Origin of the sequence: Streptomyces sp. NPDC058295 (assembly GCF_042880655.1) — a bacterium.
GTDB lineage: Bacteria > Actinomycetota > Actinomycetes > Streptomycetales > Streptomycetaceae > Streptomyces > Streptomyces coriariae.
In genome coordinates, this window is sequence record NZ_JBHVYO010000014.1 from 103,448 (window position 1) to 120,638 (window position 17,191).

Annotated in this window: 15 protein-coding genes and 1 riboswitch; of the genes, 5 read left to right on the top strand and 10 right to left on the bottom strand. The window is 68.4% G+C overall.

Annotated elements, in window-relative coordinates; genetic code table 11:
- Nucleotides 1-6: 6 nt before the first annotated feature.
- Genes ACFVYS_RS17385 through ACFVYS_RS17395 form a run of 3 tightly spaced genes read right to left on the bottom strand, consistent with a single transcriptional unit; the run spans nt 7 to nt 2,941 of the window.
- Nucleotides 7-999 carry a hypothetical protein gene (locus ACFVYS_RS17385; protein WP_389502855.1) on the bottom strand — a complete coding sequence of 331 codons (993 nt, stop codon included), beginning with the start codon at nt 997-999 and terminating at the stop codon, nt 7-9.
- Nucleotides 996-1,937, bottom strand: a complete 942-nt coding sequence (locus tag ACFVYS_RS17390; RefSeq protein WP_389502857.1) for a hypothetical protein — start codon at nt 1,935-1,937, stop codon at nt 996-998. The genes ACFVYS_RS17385 and ACFVYS_RS17390 overlap by 4 nt, the downstream gene beginning before the upstream one ends.
- On the bottom strand, nt 1,934-2,941 hold the full coding sequence (locus ACFVYS_RS17395) for an ROK family protein (RefSeq protein WP_389502859.1): 1,008 nt from the start codon (nt 2,939-2,941) through the stop codon (nt 1,934-1,936). The genes ACFVYS_RS17390 and ACFVYS_RS17395 overlap by 4 nt, the downstream gene beginning before the upstream one ends.
- A gap of 393 nt (nt 2,942-3,334) precedes the next feature.
- On the opposite strand from ACFVYS_RS17395, the gene rlmN reads away from it, so the two are divergent.
- From rlmN to ACFVYS_RS17415, 4 genes are all read left to right on the top strand, one after another.
- Nucleotides 3,335-4,441: a 23S rRNA (adenine(2503)-C(2))-methyltransferase RlmN gene (gene rlmN / locus ACFVYS_RS17400; protein ID WP_020128683.1), complete on the top strand. Its 1,107-nt coding sequence runs from the start codon at nt 3,335-3,337 to the stop codon at nt 4,439-4,441.
- A gap of 54 nt (nt 4,442-4,495) precedes the next feature.
- Nucleotides 4,496-4,601: riboswitch (TPP riboswitch) on the top strand.
- Nucleotides 4,602-4,692: 91 nt separating this feature from the next.
- The gene (locus ACFVYS_RS17405) at nt 4,693-5,769 is read left to right on the top strand and encodes a thiamine ABC transporter substrate binding subunit (protein WP_389502861.1); all 1,077 of its coding nucleotides are present in this window, start codon (nt 4,693-4,695) and stop codon (nt 5,767-5,769) included.
- The gene (locus ACFVYS_RS17410) at nt 5,745-7,415 is read left to right on the top strand and encodes an ABC transporter permease (RefSeq protein ID WP_389502863.1); all 1,671 of its coding nucleotides are present in this window, start codon (nt 5,745-5,747) and stop codon (nt 7,413-7,415) included. Before ACFVYS_RS17405 ends, ACFVYS_RS17410 begins: the two co-directional genes overlap by 25 nt.
- The gene (locus tag ACFVYS_RS17415) at nt 7,416-8,435 is read left to right on the top strand and encodes an ABC transporter ATP-binding protein (protein WP_389502865.1); all 1,020 of its coding nucleotides are present in this window, start codon (nt 7,416-7,418) and stop codon (nt 8,433-8,435) included. It abuts the gene before it with no gap.
- 98 nt (nt 8,436-8,533) lie between these two features.
- Here ACFVYS_RS17415 and ACFVYS_RS17420 read toward each other — a convergent pair whose 3' ends face one another.
- The 7 genes from ACFVYS_RS17420 to ACFVYS_RS17450 form a co-directional block, all read right to left on the bottom strand.
- Nucleotides 8,534-9,256 carry an LAETG motif-containing sortase-dependent surface protein gene (locus ACFVYS_RS17420; protein ID WP_389502867.1) on the bottom strand — a complete coding sequence of 241 codons (723 nt, stop codon included), beginning with the start codon at nt 9,254-9,256 and terminating at the stop codon, nt 8,534-8,536.
- A gap of 162 nt (nt 9,257-9,418) precedes the next feature.
- Complete coding sequence (locus tag ACFVYS_RS17425) at nt 9,419-10,546, bottom strand: LOG family protein (RefSeq protein WP_389502869.1); 1,128 nt, start codon at nt 10,544-10,546, stop codon at nt 9,419-9,421.
- A gap of 35 nt (nt 10,547-10,581) precedes the next feature.
- A complete protein-coding gene (locus ACFVYS_RS17430) occupies nt 10,582-11,001 on the bottom strand; it encodes a VOC family protein (protein WP_171399769.1) in 420 nt (139 codons plus the stop codon).
- Between the two features lie 108 nt (nt 11,002-11,109).
- Complete coding sequence (locus ACFVYS_RS17435; RefSeq protein WP_389502871.1) at nt 11,110-12,630, bottom strand: hypothetical protein; 1,521 nt, start codon at nt 12,628-12,630, stop codon at nt 11,110-11,112.
- Nucleotides 12,612-13,355 (bottom strand): ABC transporter ATP-binding protein, encoded by a 744-nt coding sequence (locus ACFVYS_RS17440; protein WP_389502872.1) that lies wholly within the window; start codon nt 13,353-13,355, stop codon nt 12,612-12,614. Before ACFVYS_RS17440 ends, ACFVYS_RS17435 begins: the two co-directional genes overlap by 19 nt.
- A 216-nt stretch (nt 13,356-13,571) precedes the next feature.
- Nucleotides 13,572-14,936 (bottom strand): aspartate aminotransferase family protein, encoded by a 1,365-nt coding sequence (locus tag ACFVYS_RS17445; RefSeq protein WP_389502874.1) that lies wholly within the window; start codon nt 14,934-14,936, stop codon nt 13,572-13,574.
- Nucleotides 14,937-14,955: 19 nt separating this feature from the next.
- Nucleotides 14,956-15,474: an Lrp/AsnC family transcriptional regulator gene (locus ACFVYS_RS17450; protein ID WP_020128673.1), complete on the bottom strand. Its 519-nt coding sequence runs from the start codon at nt 15,472-15,474 to the stop codon at nt 14,956-14,958.
- A 164-nt stretch (nt 15,475-15,638) separates the two neighbouring features.
- On the opposite strand from ACFVYS_RS17450, the gene ACFVYS_RS17455 reads away from it, so the two are divergent.
- On the top strand, nt 15,639-17,096 hold the full coding sequence (locus ACFVYS_RS17455; RefSeq protein WP_389502875.1) for a gamma-aminobutyraldehyde dehydrogenase: 1,458 nt from the start codon (nt 15,639-15,641) through the stop codon (nt 17,094-17,096).
- The last annotated feature ends 95 nt before the right edge of the window (nt 17,097-17,191 follow it).

A 17,191-nucleotide genomic window follows, 5' to 3' on the forward strand; every position in this document is an offset into this window, starting at 1 on the left:
GAAGCATCAATGATTCCTCGCTGCACGCCATGTCAGGAATAGGAATCCGCGGAGGAAAGTAGCGGCACTTACCAGAGCTGCAAACAACAGGCTGATAGCGATATTTCCGGCCCAGGTGTCGCCATACGGAACCTTCGAGGTGAGCAGGTTCGATTGAAGTAGGAGGAAGAGGCCGACTGCCAGGAGGAGAACGATACTGACGCTACTGATGGTCCGGAGTAGTTGCGCGCGTTGCTGGGCCGCGTGGAAATGCCGAATGGCCGTACTGTGATGGCGTGCTCCGACGACCAGGGATTCTATGAGGTCGTGTACGTTCGACGAGGCGATGAACATCGTCGTTGCAACCCAGAGGCCTAGCCCTTCCGTCTTTACCAGCATGACGGGATTTTCCCGGCCGGCAGTGTAGAGCAGGGGAAGCCATCCTTTTGACCACTTCTGGAAGGCGCCTGTATACATCTTGGTCGGATGGAGTTCTTCGATGGATCTAGGGCTCGTTGATCCTGGCGGGAACCATGATGTGTCGGGAGGCTGAGAATAGGCAGAGTTGATGGGGGCGGCTATGCCCTGGAGAAGTGGATGTCCCTTGAGTCTCGGGTTCACCTGTACCGTGGGCCCGTACAGGTACGTTTCTCTCAACTGGACGGCGATCTGCCCGGGAAAGAGAATGTCATAAGCCCGTTGCGCAGGGCGCCACCGCTTTGGCTGATTTTCCATGATCACGACACCGCCGCGGCGGACGAACTGGATGAAGTGGTCATCGTAGAATGCAAGAATGTCCTGAGCGCGATCCGCCGCGTACATCACTGCCCCGTCGAGTACACACCAATTGAATATGACGACGTCATAGGCGTAGACGTTAAAGAATAGTCGTGACTCCATATTTTTTTGCAGGCTGACCAACTCGAATTCGACCCCGGGGAGAGATGAAAGCTGTTCGCCCCAGAAGCACTTTCTGCGCCTCGCCGGGTCAAGGTCGTCGACAATGACAGCCACCCTCATCTCTTGTCCTCACCTTCGACTGCATCAAGAGCTTTGATGAACATATCGAAATCACCGATGGACAAAACGCGTTCTGCCTCCATGTCGATGCCGGGCTGTCCTCGGCGACACCAGATTCCGATGGCGTAGTCAAGAAGTCCGAGCGGGGTTTTAATGTCAGATCGATATGAGTCACCAATGACAACGATGAAAAGAGATTCCAACGGCCTGTCGAGGTCCTGGGAAATGCCAGAAAGTGCTAGGTCGTAGAAATCTTCACTCGGCTTGTCGATCGGATCGCCGATGAATGCCTTGGAGTATCGGATGCCGTGATTCTTGAGGTTCTCCATCCTCCGATTCTTGTCTTCGAGTGATTCTTGAGGATCGTATGTGAATTGCCCGTTGCTTCGCTCTCGGTATCGGGCATCACTGGACGTCATTAGGTAGGCTGGCGCCCCTTGAACGGCGAGTTTCTGCGAGAGCCGAGCCGCGTCGGGGAACACGATTGGGTTCTCGCGCATATGCTCCCAATACTGATCCGTGCAACGCCGGAGTGCGTCCGCTGTGAGAAGGGCACCACAGTCCTCGATGGCGATGCGGAGCAGGATCTCGCGACTGAAGGGCCGGGTGAGGTGCCACTTCTCAAGGATCTCGCGCTGGTAACTGCGGACCCGGGAGTCGAGCGTTTTTAGGGAGAGAAGTCTGTCTTTGTCGGAGACTGAGACCTGTTGATGGACCATGAGCAACTCGTCGAACACTCTGCGAAAACGCTTGACTACGGAAGTTGCAAGTGATCCCGCCATTTCAGTCGCCAGTTCAGCCACTAGTGAGTCAGCTGCACGGTGATGCATGGACTGCGTATCGGTGAGCGTGTCATCGACATCGAACAGCCATACGACTGAGCGGTCAGCTGTCGGGATCAGGCGGCGAGCCCATTGTTGGACTTCCTGAGAGGTCATTGAGTTTCCCTTCCCGCGGAATGGCTGTTTGACAGGTTGTGTGGGCGCCTTGTGCTGCCGAGTTCGGCAGCTGTGGCGGCCGCGCCTATCGCGCCGGTCAGGGGTCCGTGGGAGGCTAGGCAAACGCGTACGCGCCGAGCGGGAGCCGGGAAGGATCGTCGGGACACTTCCCTTTGTACGGGATCAATCAGCGTAGATCCCAAGCCTGCGACGCCCCCACCCAGGACGACGACTTCGGGATTCAATACGTTCACCATGTTAGAGATGGCAACGATCAAAGCTGTGGTGGCTTCGGTCAGTGCTTGTTGTGCTTGTGGATCGCCCATATGCAGGGCCTCGCGGAAGTCGGCTTTTTTCGCTGCTGCCTCGGGCGCAGCTTCTAATGTCGATCCTTCGGCGCTCAGTTCGGCATAGCGTGCGGTGATGGCCGTTCCTGATGCGTACGAATTGAGGCAGCCCGCACTGCCGCAATCACAATTCCTTCCTGCGGGGTCGACGGTGATGTGGCCGATCTGCCCGGCCGTTCCGTCAATTCCTCGCAGTGGTATACCGTTCAGCAGAACCGCTCCGCCAACTCCCGTGCCGAGAGTGAGGCAGACGAGGCAACGTGGCCGTTCGCTCGGTGGGATGCTTGCCATATGGCCTAAAGCTGCCATGGTTGTGTCATTGTCGACGATGACGGGAACGCCCAGTCGCTGCTGGAGTAGCGACTGAAAGTCGACATTCAGCCACGTCGGCAGGATGATGGAATCTCGGAATGTTCTGTCCGGCGCGATGAGGCCTGGAAGTCCGACTCCCACCGCTTCCACTGATCGCCGCACATGATGCGTTTCCCTGAGTAGGCGATCGATCAATGCCTCAGAATGTTCGACAGATTGTTCGGGAGACGCTGAACGGTTCGTCGGTTCGGTAATTTCTGCAAGTATTTTCTTCGTACTTGAGATGAGGACGGCGGCGGTTTTTGTGCCACCTACGTCGATTCCGACCGTTAAACGGTTGTCCACCCCTTGCCTCCCATGGAGAAGGACTTCGGGCAAAGGATAGCCGGAGAGAGGTAGGGGGGGTAGAGAGCGAGCGAACTGCGAAATGATGGTGGTGGTGCGCTGCCGTGGGGGCGTTCTGCGACTTTGATCAAGTCGGCGCGGTGGATGTTGTGCGCCGGCGGAGCTGGAGACCCGTGTCCGGAGTGCACCCTGTCTGTCGAAGTCCGTGGCGTGGCTTCGAAAGGTCAGGTTCGGAGGAGAGGGGACCCAGATGTACAGGTCGTCCTACGTAGGGAGGCTCTCGGGCGTCTGCACGTGCGGCTGGAGGGCAGGCAGCCCCGAACGGCGTTCAGGGAGTGCGGTGGGAGGCTTGGCCCTGGGCCGAGCCAATCGATCTGCGACACTGGAAGAGTTATGCCTAAGCCCGGAGAACTCACTTTCGTCGCCCCCCGCGGAGCCAAGAAGCCGCCGCGGCATCTCGCCGACCTCTCGCCCGCCGAGCGGAAGGAGGTCGTGGCGGAGATCGGGGAGAAGCCGTTCCGTGCCAAGCAGCTGTCGCAGCACTACTTCGCGCGTTACGCGCACGACCCGGCGGAGTGGACCGACATCCCCGCCGGTGCCCGCGAGAAGCTGCGTGAGGCGCTGCTGCCGGACCTGATGTCGGTCGTGCGGCATCTGTCGACGGACCAGGGGACCACCCGTAAGACCCTGTGGCGGCTGTTCGACGGCACGCTCGTGGAGTCGGTGCTGATGCGCTACCCGGACCGGGTGACGATGTGCATCAGTTCGCAGGCCGGGTGCGGGATGAACTGCCCGTTCTGCGCGACCGGGCAGGCGGGTCTCGACCGTAATCTGTCCACCGCCGAGATCGTGCACCAGATCGTCGACGGGATGCGGGCGCTGCGGGACGGGGACGTGCCCGGGGGGCCTGCCCGGCTCTCCAACATCGTCTTCATGGGGATGGGCGAGCCGCTCGCCAACTACAAGCGGGTCGTCGGCGCCATCCGCGCGCTCACCGACCCGGCTCCGGACGGGCTCGGGATCTCGCAGCGGGGCATCACCGTGTCGACGGTCGGGCTGGTGCCGGCCATCCACCGGTTCTCCGACGAGGGCTTCAAGTGCCGGCTCGCGATCTCCCTGCACGCGCCGGACGACGAGCTGCGCGACACCCTCGTCCCCGTGAACACACGGTGGAAGGTGCGCGAGGTGCTGGACGCCGGGTTCGAGTACACCGAGCGGTCCGGGCGCCGGCTGTCCATCGAGTACGCGCTGATCCGCGACATCAACGACCAGGCCTGGCGTGGTGACCGGCTCGGGCGGCTGCTGCGCGGCAAGCCCGTGCACGTCAACCTCATCCCGCTCAACCCGACCCCGGGTTCGAAGTGGACGGCGTCGCGGCCCGAGGACGAGAAGGCGTTCGTCGAGGCGATCGCCGCGCACGGGGTGCCCGTCACGGTCCGGGACACCCGTGGCCAGGAGATCGACGGGGCGTGCGGTCAGCTCGCGGCCACCGAGCGGTAGTCTGATCCCGGTATCAGTTATCGGGTATCAGTACGTCCGTATCAGTACATCTTCATATTCCGACAGGGGAGCGCCACAGCGCTGAGAGTGCGGGAGAGTCCGCAGACCCTCTGAACCTTGCCCAGGTCATTCTGGGTAGGAAGTTCGGTCATCACTCAAGCTGTTGCGCCCTGCCCGGGCACCGGCGGAACCTTCCGCGGGTGCCCGGGCAGGGCCGCGTCTCTTCCTGGTCAACCCCAGGAGGAAATCCAGTGCACACCAGGACGTTCGTGGCCGCGGCCGTCGGCCTCGGCCTCGTCACGCTGTCCGCCTGCGGATCGTCGGACGACGACGGTTCGGCGGCGAAGTCCAAGACCGTCACCCTCGTCAGCCACGACTCGTGGGCCGTCTCCAAGAACGTGCTCGCGGACTTCGAGAAGCAGTCCGGCTACCGGGTGAAGGTCCTCAAGGACGGCGACGCCGGTCAGGCCGTCAACAAGGCCATCCTCACCAAGGACAACCCGCAGGGCGACGTCTTCTTCGGCGTCGACAACACGCTCCTGTCCCGCGCCCTCGACAACGGGCTCTTCCAGTCGTACGAGGCGAAGGGCGCGGACCAGGTCCTGCCCGCGTACCGGGCCGACCAGAAGAAGCACCGGGTCACGCCCGTCGACACCGGTGACATCTGCGTCAACTACGACAAGGCGTACTTCAGCGCGCACAAGCTGACCCCGCCCGCCTCCTTCGACGACCTGCTGAAGCCCGCGTACAAGAACCTGCTGGTCACCGAGAACGCCGCCACCTCCTCCCCGGGGCTGGGATTCCTCCTCGGGACCGCCGCGAAGTACGGCGACGAGGGCTGGGCGGACTACTGGAAGAAGCTCAAGGCCAACGGCGTGAAGGTGGTCGACGGCTGGGAGCAGGCCTACAACGAGGAGTTCTCCGGCTCTGCGGGCGGAAAGAAGGCGGGGGCCGACCGGCCGCTCGTCGTCTCGTACGCCTCCTCGCCGCCCGCCGAGGTGATCTACGGCGACCCGAAGCCGACCACCGCCCCGACCGGAGTCTCCGCCGGCACCTGCTTCCGCCAGGTCGAGTACGCGGGTCTGCTGAGCAACGCCGCCAACCCCGAGGGCGGCAAGGCGCTGCTCGACTTCCTGCTCACCGCGGAGTTCCAGCAGGACATGCCGCTCAACATGTTCGTCTACCCGGTGCGCCAGGGGGCCGCGGTCCCGGCGGAGTTCACGCAGTTCGGGCCGCAGGCGAAGGACCCCGAGACGCTGGACCCGGCGAAGATCGCCGACAACCGTGACGACTGGGTCAAGTCATGGACCTCGCTCGTACTGAAGTGACCGGACGCGCGGCCCGCGCGGGGAACGCGGCGCGGCTCGGACTCATGGCCGTGCCCGTCGCGTTCTTCGCGGTCTTCTTCGCCTACCCGGTCGCCGCGATCGTCGCCCGGGGACTCGGCTCCGACGGGGGCTGGCGCTTCGGGCGGCTGTGGGACGTGCTCGCGCAGTCCGACATCCGGCACGTCCTGTGGTTCACCACCTGGCAGGCGCTGGCCTCGACCGCGCTGACCCTCCTGGTCGCGCTGCCCGCCGCGTATGTCTTCGCCCGCCTGGAGTTCCCGGGCAAGCAGGTGCTGCGCGCCGTCGTCACCGTCCCGTTCGTGCTGCCGACGGTCGTCGTCGGCACGGCGTTCCTGGCGCTCGTCGGACGCGGTGGGCTGCTCGACGATCTGTGGGGCGTACGGCTGGACACCACGGTGTGGGCGATCCTGCTGGCGCACGTCTTCTTCAACTACGCGGTCGTCGTACGGACGGTGGGCGGGCTGTGGTCGCAGCTCGACCCGCGGCAGGAGGAAGCGGCGCGGATGCTCGGCGCGTCCCGGCTGACGGCGTGGCGCACGGTGACCCTGCCCGCCCTGGGGCCCGCCGTCGCGGCCGCCACGCTGATGGTCTTCCTCTTCACCTTCACCTCCTTCGGCGTGGTGCAGATCCTCGGCGGCCCCACCTTCTCCACCCTCGAGGTGGAGATCTACCGGCAGACCTCCGAGATCTTCGACCTGTCCACGGCCGCCGTCCTGACGATCGTCCAGTTCCTGGCCGTCGGCGCGATCCTCGCGGTGCACGCCCGGACCGTACGCAGGCGCGAGACCGCGCTGCGGCTGGTGGACGCGTCGGTGACGGCACGCCGGCCGCGCGGCGCCGGGCAGTGGGCGCTGCTTGCCGGAGTGCTCGGCACCATCGCCGTGCTGCTGGTGCTGCCGCTGGCGGTGCTGGCGCAGCGCTCGCTCGACGCGCCCGACTTCGCCTACTACCGGGCGTTGACCAGCGAGGACGGCAATGTCTTCCTGGTCCCGCCGATCGACGCGATCGGCAACTCGCTGCAGTACGCCGTCACCGCGACGGCGATCGCCGTGGCCGTCGGCGGGCTCGCCGCGGCCGCGCTCACCCGCCGGGACGCCGGACGGCTGGTCCGCGGCTTCGACGCGCTGCTGATGCTGCCGCTGGGCGTCTCCGCGGTGACCGTCGGCTTCGGGTTCCTGATCGCGCTCGACGAGCCTCCGCTGGATCTGCGCGGTACGTGGATCCTGGTGCCGCTCGCGCAGGCGCTGGTCGGCATCCCGTTCGTCGTACGGACCATGCTGCCGGTGCTGCGGGCGGTGGACCAGCGGCTGCGCGAGGCGGCGGCCGTGCTCGGGGCGTCGCCCTGGCGGGTGTGGCGGGAGGTCGACCTGCCGATGGTGTGGCGGGCGCTGCTCGTCGCGGCCGGGTTCGCCTTCGCGGTGTCGCTGGGGGAGTTCGGGGCGACGGTGTTCATCGCGCGCCCCGACAACCCGACGCTGCCGGTCGCCGTGGCGCGGTTGCTCGGGCGGGCCGGCGAGCTGAACTACGGCCAGGCGATGGCCCTTTCGACGATTCTGATGGTGGTGTGCGTGGTGGCGCTGCTGGTGCTGGAGCGACTGCGGACCGACCGGACGGGGGAGTTGTAGATGCTGCTGGAACTGGAGCGTGCCACCGTGCGGTTCGGTGGGCGGCCCGTGCTCGACGCTGTCGACCTCGCGGTGGCCGAGCACGAGGTGGTGTGTGTGCTGGGGCCGAGCGGCAGCGGCAAGTCGACGTTGCTGCGGGCGGTGGCCGGGCTCCAACCGCTGGACGCCGGGCGGGTGCTGCTCGGCGGACGTGACCAGGCGGGGGTGCCCGCGCACAAGCGGGAGCTCGGCCTGATGTTCCAGGACCATCAGCTGTTCCCGCAGCGGGACGTGGGCGGCAACGTCGCCTTCGGGCTGCGGATGCACGGCATGCCCAGGGTCCGACAGGGCGAGCGGGTGGCGGAGTTGCTCGAACTGGTCGGGCTTCCGGGCGCGGCGGGCCGTGCGGTGGCCGCGCTCTCCGGCGGGGAACAGCAGCGGGTGGCGCTGGCCCGGGCCCTCGCGCCGCGCCCCCGGCTGCTGATGCTCGACGAGCCGCTCGGCCAGCTCGACCGATCGCTGCGGGAGCGCCTGGTCGTCGAACTCCGGGAGCTGTTCGGCCGGTTGGGGACGACCGTGCTGGCGGTCACGCACGACCAGGGTGAGGCGTTCGCGCTCGCCGACCGGGTCGTGGTGATGCGGGACGGGCGGATCGCCCAGTCCGGTACGCCTCTCGAGGTGTGGCAGCGGCCGGCGGACGCGTTCGTGGCGCGTTTCCTCGGTTTCGACAACGTGGTGGAGGCGACCGTCACAGAGGAGGCCGCGGTCACGCCGTGGGGCAAGGTGCCGGTGCCGTCCGGGTCGGCGCAGGGCGCGCGCACGCTGCTGGTCCGGCCCGCCGGGGTGCGCCTGGTGGGCGCGGACGAGGGACTGCGCTGCACGGTCACCGCCCGCACCTTCCGTGGCACCCATGTCGCCGTGCACCTCCAGCCGCAGGGCGCACCGAGGCTGGAGGCGGCGTGCACGCTGCGGGACGCGCCGGAGGTCGGGGGCGTGGTGGGAGTGTCCTTCGACGCGACCGAGACCGTCGTACTGGACTGACCTGCCCTCCCCGGCGGGAGCCTGGCATGCGGGTGGCCCGCCCCCGGAACAGGGGCGGGCCACACAGGTGCGTCCGGCGGGCCGGCCGGTCGTGCGGGTCAGCGGTTGCCGGAGCCGCGGCGTCGCATACCGAAGAACACCGCGCCACCGCCGACGGCGACCAGGACCGCCGCGATGCCGACGATCAGACCGGTGTTGGAGCCGGCGCCGGTCTCGGCCAGGTTGGACTCCTGGACCGCGGCCGACGGGACGTTGCTCACGGAGGGCGCGGGCGCGGCGCCGTCGCTCGCCGAGGCGGACGGGGACGGGGTGATCGTCTCGGCCGGCGGCGGAGTGGTCGTGCTGTCCGACGGCGTCGAGGACGGGGAGGTGGAGGGGGTGGTGGACGGGGTGGACGTGTCCTCGGCCTCGCAGGCCTTGGACGGGGTGGTCAGGTTGCCGGGTATGTCCTTGTCGACCAGGATCTTCTTGCCCTTGACGGCCTTGACGTGGATCCGGTACTCGGCGTTCGGCTCCCAGGTCTCGGCGAAGGAGACGGTCACGCCGGCGGCCGAACCCTTGACGGTCTGGGCCACACCGACCTGCCTCAGGTCGCCGCCGTTGTTCTCGAGGAAGACGGTGATCTCGGCCGGGACGCCCGTGGGGTCCTTGTCGGTGACGGTGATGACACCCTTGGCGCCGTCACAGGCGGCAGAGGCGGAGAACTCGCTGATGTCGCAGGCCAGCGCGGTGCCGGCGGCGCTGAGCGCCAGGGCGGCGGAGGCGGCGGTGACACCGAGCATGCGCACCGAACGGGCGGCGGTACGGCGGGAAAGGGACACGTTTGTCCTTTACGGGAAGCGCAACTGCGGGGGGTGGAGGGGAAGATGGCGCCCCCGGTGAGCCGAGTGCGTCACCATCCCCAGCAGACTCACAGGTCTATAAGCGTTCCATAAGAAGTGTCAATGCGGGGACCCTTCCCAGCGGCTGGCTTTGCCCGCTTATTAACCACCGAGACGTTTCAACGCCTCCGGAGCCTCCTCGATCCGGTCAACGAGGGCGATTCGGGACTCCATCGACCGCTCCCGGGCGAGGGACCGCAAGAGCGGCCAGGCGGGCAGCCGTTGAGTCCAGTGCTCCCGGTCCACCAGCACCATCGGCGTCGGCTCGCCCCGCGACCCGTAGTAGTTGGGCGTCGCGTTGTCGAAGATCTCCTGGACGGTCCCGGCGGCGCCCGGCAGGAACACCACCCCCGCGGTGCAGCGGGCCAACAGACCGTCCTCGCGGGTGGCGTTGGAGAAGTACTTGGCGAGGTGCGCGGCGAACGGGTTCGGCGGCTCATGGCCGTAGAACCAGGTGGGGATGCCCACCGAGGGGCCGCCGCCCGGCCAGGCGGCCCGCACCTCGAAGGCCGCCTTCGCCCAGTCGGTGATCGAGGGCGTGAACGTCGGTACCTTGGCGAGGAGCCGGAGCGCGTCCGTGAGCATCGCGCCGTCGAAGGGCGCCGCGTACGCGCCGAGGTTCGCCGCCTCCATCGCGCCGGGTCCGCCACCGGTCGCCACCATGAGCCCGGCGCGGGCGAGTTCACGGCCGAGCCGGGCCGCCCCGGCGTAGGCCTGCGTACCGCGCGCCATGGCGTGGCCGCCCATGACCCCCACCACGCGCTCCCCGACGAGGAGTTCGTCGAGCGCGTCGGAGACGGCGTCGTCGTGGATCGAGCGGAGCATCGAGCCGAATATGTCGCCGTCCGCCTTCGTACGCTGGAACCACGCGTACGTGAGGGCGTCCGGGGTCGCCTCGTAGCCCTCGTCCAGGGACGCGAACAACTCGTCGGGGGAGTAGACGAAACCGCGGTACGGGTCGAACGGCAGACCCGGTACCGGCGGGAAGACCAGGGCGTCGGAGGCGCGGGACTTCGTGGCCGCCGCCGGCTCCATCGGGCAGCCGAGGAAGACGGCGCCCGAGGTGTCCAGGGCGAGGAGCGCGTCCGTACGGGCCGTCAGGTCGACGGACTGGACGCGGAAGTGGGAGAGCGTGCCGTGGGCGGCGACCACCTCGTCGAACTCGGCGAGGGACTCGATCTCACGGTCGTGGGAGCCGTCGAACGGCTGGGCGGGTGTCGTCGGATGCACCCGCCCATGCTAGGCAGCGCCGGACGAGCGGTGGGTCAGCTCTCGATGGCCGACGGGTCCATCCACACGACCTCCCAGGTGTGGCCGTCGAGGTCGTCGAACGAACGGCCGTACATGAAGCCCATGTCCTGCGTCTCGCCGCTCGGCGAACCGCCCAGCGCGAGCGCCCTGTCGACGAGCTCGTCGACCTTCTCGCGGCTCTGTGCGCTCAGGGCGATCAGGACCTCGCTGGTCTTCGAGGCGTCCGCGATCTCCTTCTTGGTGAAGGTCGAGTAGAACGGCTTGGTGAGCAGCATCGCGACGATCGTGTCGCTGATCACCACGGAGGCCGCGTTGTCGTCGCTGAACTGCGGGTTGATCGTGTAGCCGAGCTCCGTGAAGAACTTCTTCGAGGCGCCGAGGTCGTTCACGGGCAGGTTCACGAAGATCATCTGCTGGTAGGCCGGGGTGGTCATCGGGTCTCTCCCAGGGGATTCGCGTTGCTGGTGTGTGGCGTTCGGTGGGGTAGACCGAGGGGCCGTGCGGAACTCATCGCGGGGCGGGGATCTTTTTCGGGTGCGGCCTCAGCGGGTCAGCGGGAGGGCCGCCAGTTCGGCCACGATCAGGGTGAGCGGGACGAAGAGGGCGAGCAGGGCGCCGCTGCGCAGGGCGGCGGCGCTGCGCAGCGTCTTGGCCGGGGCGCCGAGGCGGAGCAGGGCGGCGGTGGTGTCGGCGCGGACCTGCCGCGCCTCCACGGCCGCGGTCAGGAGCGTGGCGACCGCGCAGCCCGCCACGACCAGGGCGCCGAGGGTGGTGAGCGGGCCGAAGGCGGGATCGGCCGGGTCGTACAGCGCGGCCATCGTGTACGCGCCGGACGCCACCGCGCAGACCACGCCGAGCGGCCGTCCGATGCGGGCCGCCTCCTGCATCAGGCCGCGGCCCGCGAGAAGACGGAGGGCGCCGGGACGGGCCGATTGCAGCAGCCGGCCGCAGAGGTGGGTGAGGCCCGGGCCGGCGAGGGCGAGTCCCACGGCGGTCAGGGTCCAGCCGACGAGGACCGCGGCGGGCCCGGTGGGGAGGCCGCCGGGGAGCGGAAGGGTGCTGGGGTTCGCGGTGCGGTTCGCGTACGCCTCCACGGCCAGGCCGGCGGCGAGGAGGGCCATCCCCCAGGGGAGGGCGGTGGGGTGGGGCGGACGCGTTGGTGTCTGGTGTGTCCGGGGCGGTGTCTGCGTCGCTGCCCCTGCCTCAGGGGTGCCGTCGGCGGAAGCCTCCGCCGTGCCGTCGACCGGGGTCGGTGCCGAGGCCGGCGTCGGGGGCAGGGTGGTGGTGCCCGGTGCCGCCGGGATGCCGTTCGCCGCCGGGTCGGCCGTCGCGGCGGGGCCGCCGTCCGCAGCCGGGTGGGAGGGCCGGCCGTTCGCCGCCGGGTCGGGAGCCGCCTCGGCGGGGTGGGCGTCCGTGGCCGGGCGAGGCGGCCGGCCGCTTCTCGTCCTCGCCCCGAAGCGGCCGTACTCGCCGAACCTGTCGCCCGGCCCCGTCCTGCCGTACGCGCCGAACCGGCCGAACACGCCCGGCGCCGCCTGGGCCGCCACGCGCGCGTCCCTCGGGCGGAGCATCAGGGCCACCGCGAGCGACGAGGTCACCGGGACCAGCGCCAGCAGGGTCAGGGACGCCGGCAACGGGAGGGGCTGGTTCGCGGCCAGGAAGTCGTCGGCCGCTCCGTCGAACGGCATGCCCGTGAGATCGCCGCGCAGGTGCAGGAAGAGCAGGAGGGCCAGCATGGAGCCGAGCAGCGTCGACAGGGCCGTCGTCATCGCCGAGACGGCCATCAGGCGGGCCGGGCCCAGGCCGATGGCCGCCAGGCCGGGGCGCGGGCGGGTGCCGGGGTCGGTGCGGGCCACCGCCAGGGCGAAGTAGACCGTCGCGGCCAGCGGGACCGCGCACCAGGCGAGGCGCAGCACGGAGGTGGCCGGGGCCTCGGGGTGGGTGAGAGCGCGGCCGAGGGTGCACAGGAGCAGGAAGCCGGTGCCCGCCGAGGCCGTCGCCACCAGGAGGCGGCGGAGCTGGACGGCGGGGTGGGCGCTGCGCGTCAGACGGAGAGCGAGCACGCGGCCCCCCGGCCTTCCGGCTCCGTGACCGGCGGCAGATGGACCGTCTTCACCCGGCGCCCGTCCATCAGCGGCACCGTGCGGTCGGCGAGGGCGGCGGTCTCCGGGTCGTGGGTGGCCAGCACCACGGTGATGCCGTGGGAGCGGGCCGCCGAGGTCAGCGTGCGCAGGACATGGGCCCGGTCCGCGCGGTGCAGGGGGGCCGTCGGCTCGTCCGCGAAGAGGACCGAGGGAGCCGGGGCCAGGGCGCGCGTGATGCAGACCCGCTGGCGCTCGGCCTGGGTGAGCTCGTGCGGGCGGCTCCGGGACCTGTCGCCGATGTCCAGGCGGTCCAGCCACTCCAGCGCGGCGGCCTTGGCCCGGCGGCGGCTGGTGCCGCGCAGCATCAGGGGGAGCGCCGCGTTCTCCCAGACGTTGAGTTCGGGGACGAGGACCGGCGCCGGGTCGATCCAGCCGAAGCGGTTGCGACGCAGCCGTTCACGGGCCATCGGGCCCATCGTGTGGACGGGGACGCTGTTGAACCAGACCTCGCCGCGCTGGGCGGGCACCAGGCCGGACAGACAGTGCAGCAGGGTCGTCTTGCCGCTGCCGCGCGGTCCGCTGACGGCGAGGATCTCGCCCTCCCGCACGCCCAGCGAGACGCCGCCGAGCGCCGGTGAGCCGTCGCGGTGCGTGAAGTACAGGGAGCGTGCCCACAGCACGTCGTTGTCCGGCGGGGCCTCCATGGGCGTACACCTCGGTTCAGATCTGTGGTTCCCGTGCCAATCCCCCGTGCGGGGGAACGAAGACAGGGCCGATCGGTCACTCGCACGCTAGGCAGCCAGGAGGGGAAGGCCGGACAGCACACGGCCCCGGGTCGCCGTTTCTCACTCGAACGGTCGACACCGGGGCCGGTGTTGATCAGCTGATCAGGCTGACGGTCACTCCGCGGTCGCTGCCGATCAGAGCTTCGTCCACGCCTCCGTCAGCGTCGCGCGCAGGATCTGCTCGATCTCGTCGAAGGTCTCCTGGTTGGAGATCAGCGGCGGGGCGAGCTGGACGACCGGGTCGCCGCGGTCGTCGGCACGGCAGTACAGGCCGTTGTCGTACAGCGCCTTGGAGAGGAAGCCGTACAGGACGCGCTCGGTCTCCTCGTCGTTGAAGGACTCCTTGGTGTGCTTGTCCTTCACCAGCTCGATGCCGTAGAAGAAGCCGTTGCCGCGGACGTCGCCGACGATCGGCAGGTCGTACAGCTTCTCCAGGGTCGAGCGGAACGCGCCCTCGTTGTCGAGCACGTGCTGGGTGAGGTTCTCGCGCTCGAACAGGTCGAGGTTGGCGAGGCCGACCGCCGCGGAGACCGGGTGGCCGCCGAAGGTGTAGCCGTGCAGGAAGGTGTTGTCGCCCTTGTAGAACGGCTCGGCCAGCCGGTCGGAGATGATGCAGGCGCCGATCGGGGAGTAGCCCGAGGTCATGCCCTTGGCGCAGGTGATCATGTCCGGGACGTAGTCGAACTTGTCGCAGGCGAACATCGTGCCCAGGCGGCCGAAGGCGCAGATGACCTCGTCCGAGACCAGCAGGACGTCGTACTGGTCGCAGATCTCGCGCACGCGCTGGAAGTAGCCGGGCGGGGGCGGGAAGCAGCCGCCCGCGTTCTGGACCGGCTCCAGGAAGACCGCGGCGACCGTGTCCGGGCCCTCGAAGAGGATCTCCTGCTCGATCTGGTCGGCGGCCCAGCGGCCGTAGGCCTCCGGGTCGTCGCCGTGGATCGGGGCGCGGTAGATGTTGGTGTTCGGCACCTTGTGCGCGCCCGGCACCAGCGGCTCGAAGGGGGCCTTCAGGGCCGGCAGGCCGGTGATCGACAGGGCGCCCTGCGGGGTGCCGTGGTAGGCGACGGCGCGGGAGATGACCTTGTACTTGGTCGGCTTGCCGGTGAGCTTGAAGTACTGCTTGGCGAGCTTCCAGGCGGTCTCGACGGCCTCGCCGCCGCCGGTGGTGAAGAAGACCTTGTTCAGATCGCCGGGCGCGTGGTCCGCGAGGCGCTCGGCGAGCTCCACGGCCTTCGGGTGGGCGTAGGACCACACCGGGAAGAACGCCAGCTCCTGCGCCTGCTTGAACGCCGCCTCCGCGAGCTCCACCCGGCCGTGGCCGGCCTGGACCACGAACAGGCCCGCGAGACCGTCGAGGTAGCGCTTGCCCTTGTCGTCGTAGATGTAGGTGCCCTCGCCCCGGACGATGGTCGGGACGGGGGAGTTCTCGTACGAGGACATGCGGGTGAAGTGCATCCACAGGTGGTCGTACGCGGTGCGGCTGAGGTCCTTGGTGCTCACGGTTATCGGGTCCTCACGATTATCGGGTTCCCCACATGTAGGTCTGCTTCTTCAGCTTCAGGTAGACGAAGCTCTCGGTCGAGCGCACGCCCGGCAGGGCACGGATGCGTTTGTTGATGACGTCCAGCAGGTGGTCGTCGTCCTCGCAGACGATCTCGGCGAGGATGTCGTACGAGCCGGCGGTCATCACCACGTACTCGACTTCCGCCATGTCGGTCAGCGCTTCCGCGATGGACTCGACATCGCCCTCGACGTTGATCCCGACCATCGCCTGCCGCCGGAAGCCCACGGTGAGCGGGTCCGTGACGGCGACGATCTGCATCACGCCCTGGTCGAGCAGCTTCTGGACGCGCTGGCGCACGGCCGCCTCGGAGAGGCCGACGGCCTTGCCGATCGCGGCGTACGGCCGTCGGCCGTCCTCCTGGAGCTGCTGGATGATGGCGAGGCTGACGGCATCCAGGTGAGGGGTGCTGCCGTTCCTGGACTCGCGGGAGTCCCTGTGCTCTGCGCTTCGACTGGCCACGGCCTCACTGTGCACGACGTCTCGACCGTTCCGCAAGGCCGAGGCGATGAAATTCGTTGTTTACGTAACGGAGATCTGCGGATTCCGCAGCCGCGACGGGATCAGGGGTGTTGAAAACGTCGGGGCAAGGATTAGTGTGGGTGTCTCAGTCAATGGACACCGAACCTGGAGGGCCGGCAGTGAGCACCGAGCTGGGACGGCTGCGCAAGCTACGCAACTACATCGCCGGCGAGTTCCGGGACGCCGCCGACGGACGGACCACCGAAGTGGTCAACCCCGTGACCGGCGAGGCGTACGCGACGGCGCCGCTGTCCGGTCCCGCGGACGTCGACGCCGCGATGGCCGCCGCCGCCGAGGCGTTCCCGGGCTGGCGCGACACGACGCCCGCCGAGCGTCAGAAGGCCCTGCTGAAGATCGCGGACGCGTTCGAGGAGCGGGCCGAGGAACTCATCGCGGCCGAGGTGGAGAACACGGGCAAGCCGATCGGGCTGACCCGCTCCGAGGAGATCCCTCCCATGGTCGACCAGATCCGCTTCTTCGCGGGCGCGGCCCGGATGCTGGAGGGGCGCAGCGCGGGCGAGTACATGGAGGGCCTCACCTCCATCGTCCGCCGTGAGCCGGTCGGCGTCTGCGCGCAGGTCGCGCCGTGGAACTACCCGATGATGATGGCCGTGTGGAAGTTCGCCCCGGCGATCGCGGCCGGCAACACGGTGGTGCTCAAGCCGTCCGACACCACGCCGGCCTCCACCGTCCTGATCGCCGAGATCATCGGTGCGATCCTGCCCAAGGGCGTCTTCAACGTCGTCACCGGCGACCGTGACACCGGCCGGCTGATGGTCGAGCACCCGACCCCGGCGATGGCCTCCATCACCGGTTCCGTGCGCGCGGGCATGTCGGTCGCCGAGTCGGCGTCCAAGGACCTCAAGCGCGTCCACCTGGAGCTGGGCGGCAAGGCGCCGGTCGTCGTGTTCGGGGACCTCGACAGTGCGGCCATCGCCAAGGCCGCCGAGGACATCTCCGTGGCGGGCTTCTTCAACGCCGGCCAGGACTGTACGGCGGCCACCCGCGTCCTCGTCCAGGAGGGCATCCACGACGAGTTCGTGGCCGCGCTCGCGAAGGCCGCGGCGGAGGCGAAGACCGGGCAGCCGGACGACGAGGACGTGCTCTTCGGCCCGCTGAACAACCCCAACCAGCTGCAGCAGGTCACCGGCTTCATCGAGCGGCTGCCCGCCCACGCCAAGGTCGAGGCCGGCGGACAGCGGGTCGGCGACAAGGGCTACTTCTACGCCGCGACCGTCGTCTCCGGGCTGAAGCAGGACGACGAGATCATCCAGAACGAGGTCTTCGGGCCGGTCATCACCGTCCAGTCGTTCACGGACGAGGACCAGGCGGTCGAGTGGGCCAACGGCGTCGACTACGCCCTCGCCTCCTCGGTGTGGACCAAGGACCACGGCCGTGCGATGCGGATGTCCAAGAAGCTCGACTTCGGCTGCGTGTGGATCAACACCCACATCCCGCTGGTCGCCGAGATGCCCCACGGCGGCTTCAAGAAGTCCGGCTACGGCAAGGACCTGTCCGGCTACGGCTTCGACGACTACACGCGCATCAAGCACGTCATGACGTCTCTCGACGCGTGACGCTCCGCTGGGTGGGGCGGGTTCAGTCTGCGGGGTCCGCTCTGTAGGTGCGGTGCTGTGCTGTGCTGTGCTGTGCTGTGCTGTGCTGTGCGTAC

What these genes read in the sequence shown, in the direction of transcription:
- ACFVYS_RS17440 (WP_389502872.1), bottom strand. Translation starts at nt 13,355, where the DNA reads ATGGAGGCCCCGCCGGACAACGACGTGCTGTGGGCACGCTCCCTGTAC.
- rlmN (WP_020128683.1), top strand. Translation starts at nt 3,335, where the DNA reads ATGCCTAAGCCCGGAGAACTCACTTTCGTCGCCCCCCGCGGAGCCAAG.
- ACFVYS_RS17410 (WP_389502863.1), top strand. Translation starts at nt 5,745, where the DNA reads ATGGACCTCGCTCGTACTGAAGTGACCGGACGCGCGGCCCGCGCGGGG.
- ACFVYS_RS17430 (WP_171399769.1), bottom strand. Translation starts at nt 11,001, where the DNA reads ATGACCACCCCGGCCTACCAGCAGATGATCTTCGTGAACCTGCCCGTG.
- ACFVYS_RS17415 (WP_389502865.1), top strand. Translation starts at nt 7,416, where the DNA reads ATGCTGCTGGAACTGGAGCGTGCCACCGTGCGGTTCGGTGGGCGGCCC.
- ACFVYS_RS17385 (WP_389502855.1), bottom strand. Translation starts at nt 999, where the DNA reads ATGAGGGTGGCTGTCATTGTCGACGACCTTGACCCGGCGAGGCGCAGA.
- ACFVYS_RS17390 (WP_389502857.1), bottom strand. Translation starts at nt 1,937, where the DNA reads ATGACCTCTCAGGAAGTCCAACAATGGGCTCGCCGCCTGATCCCGACA.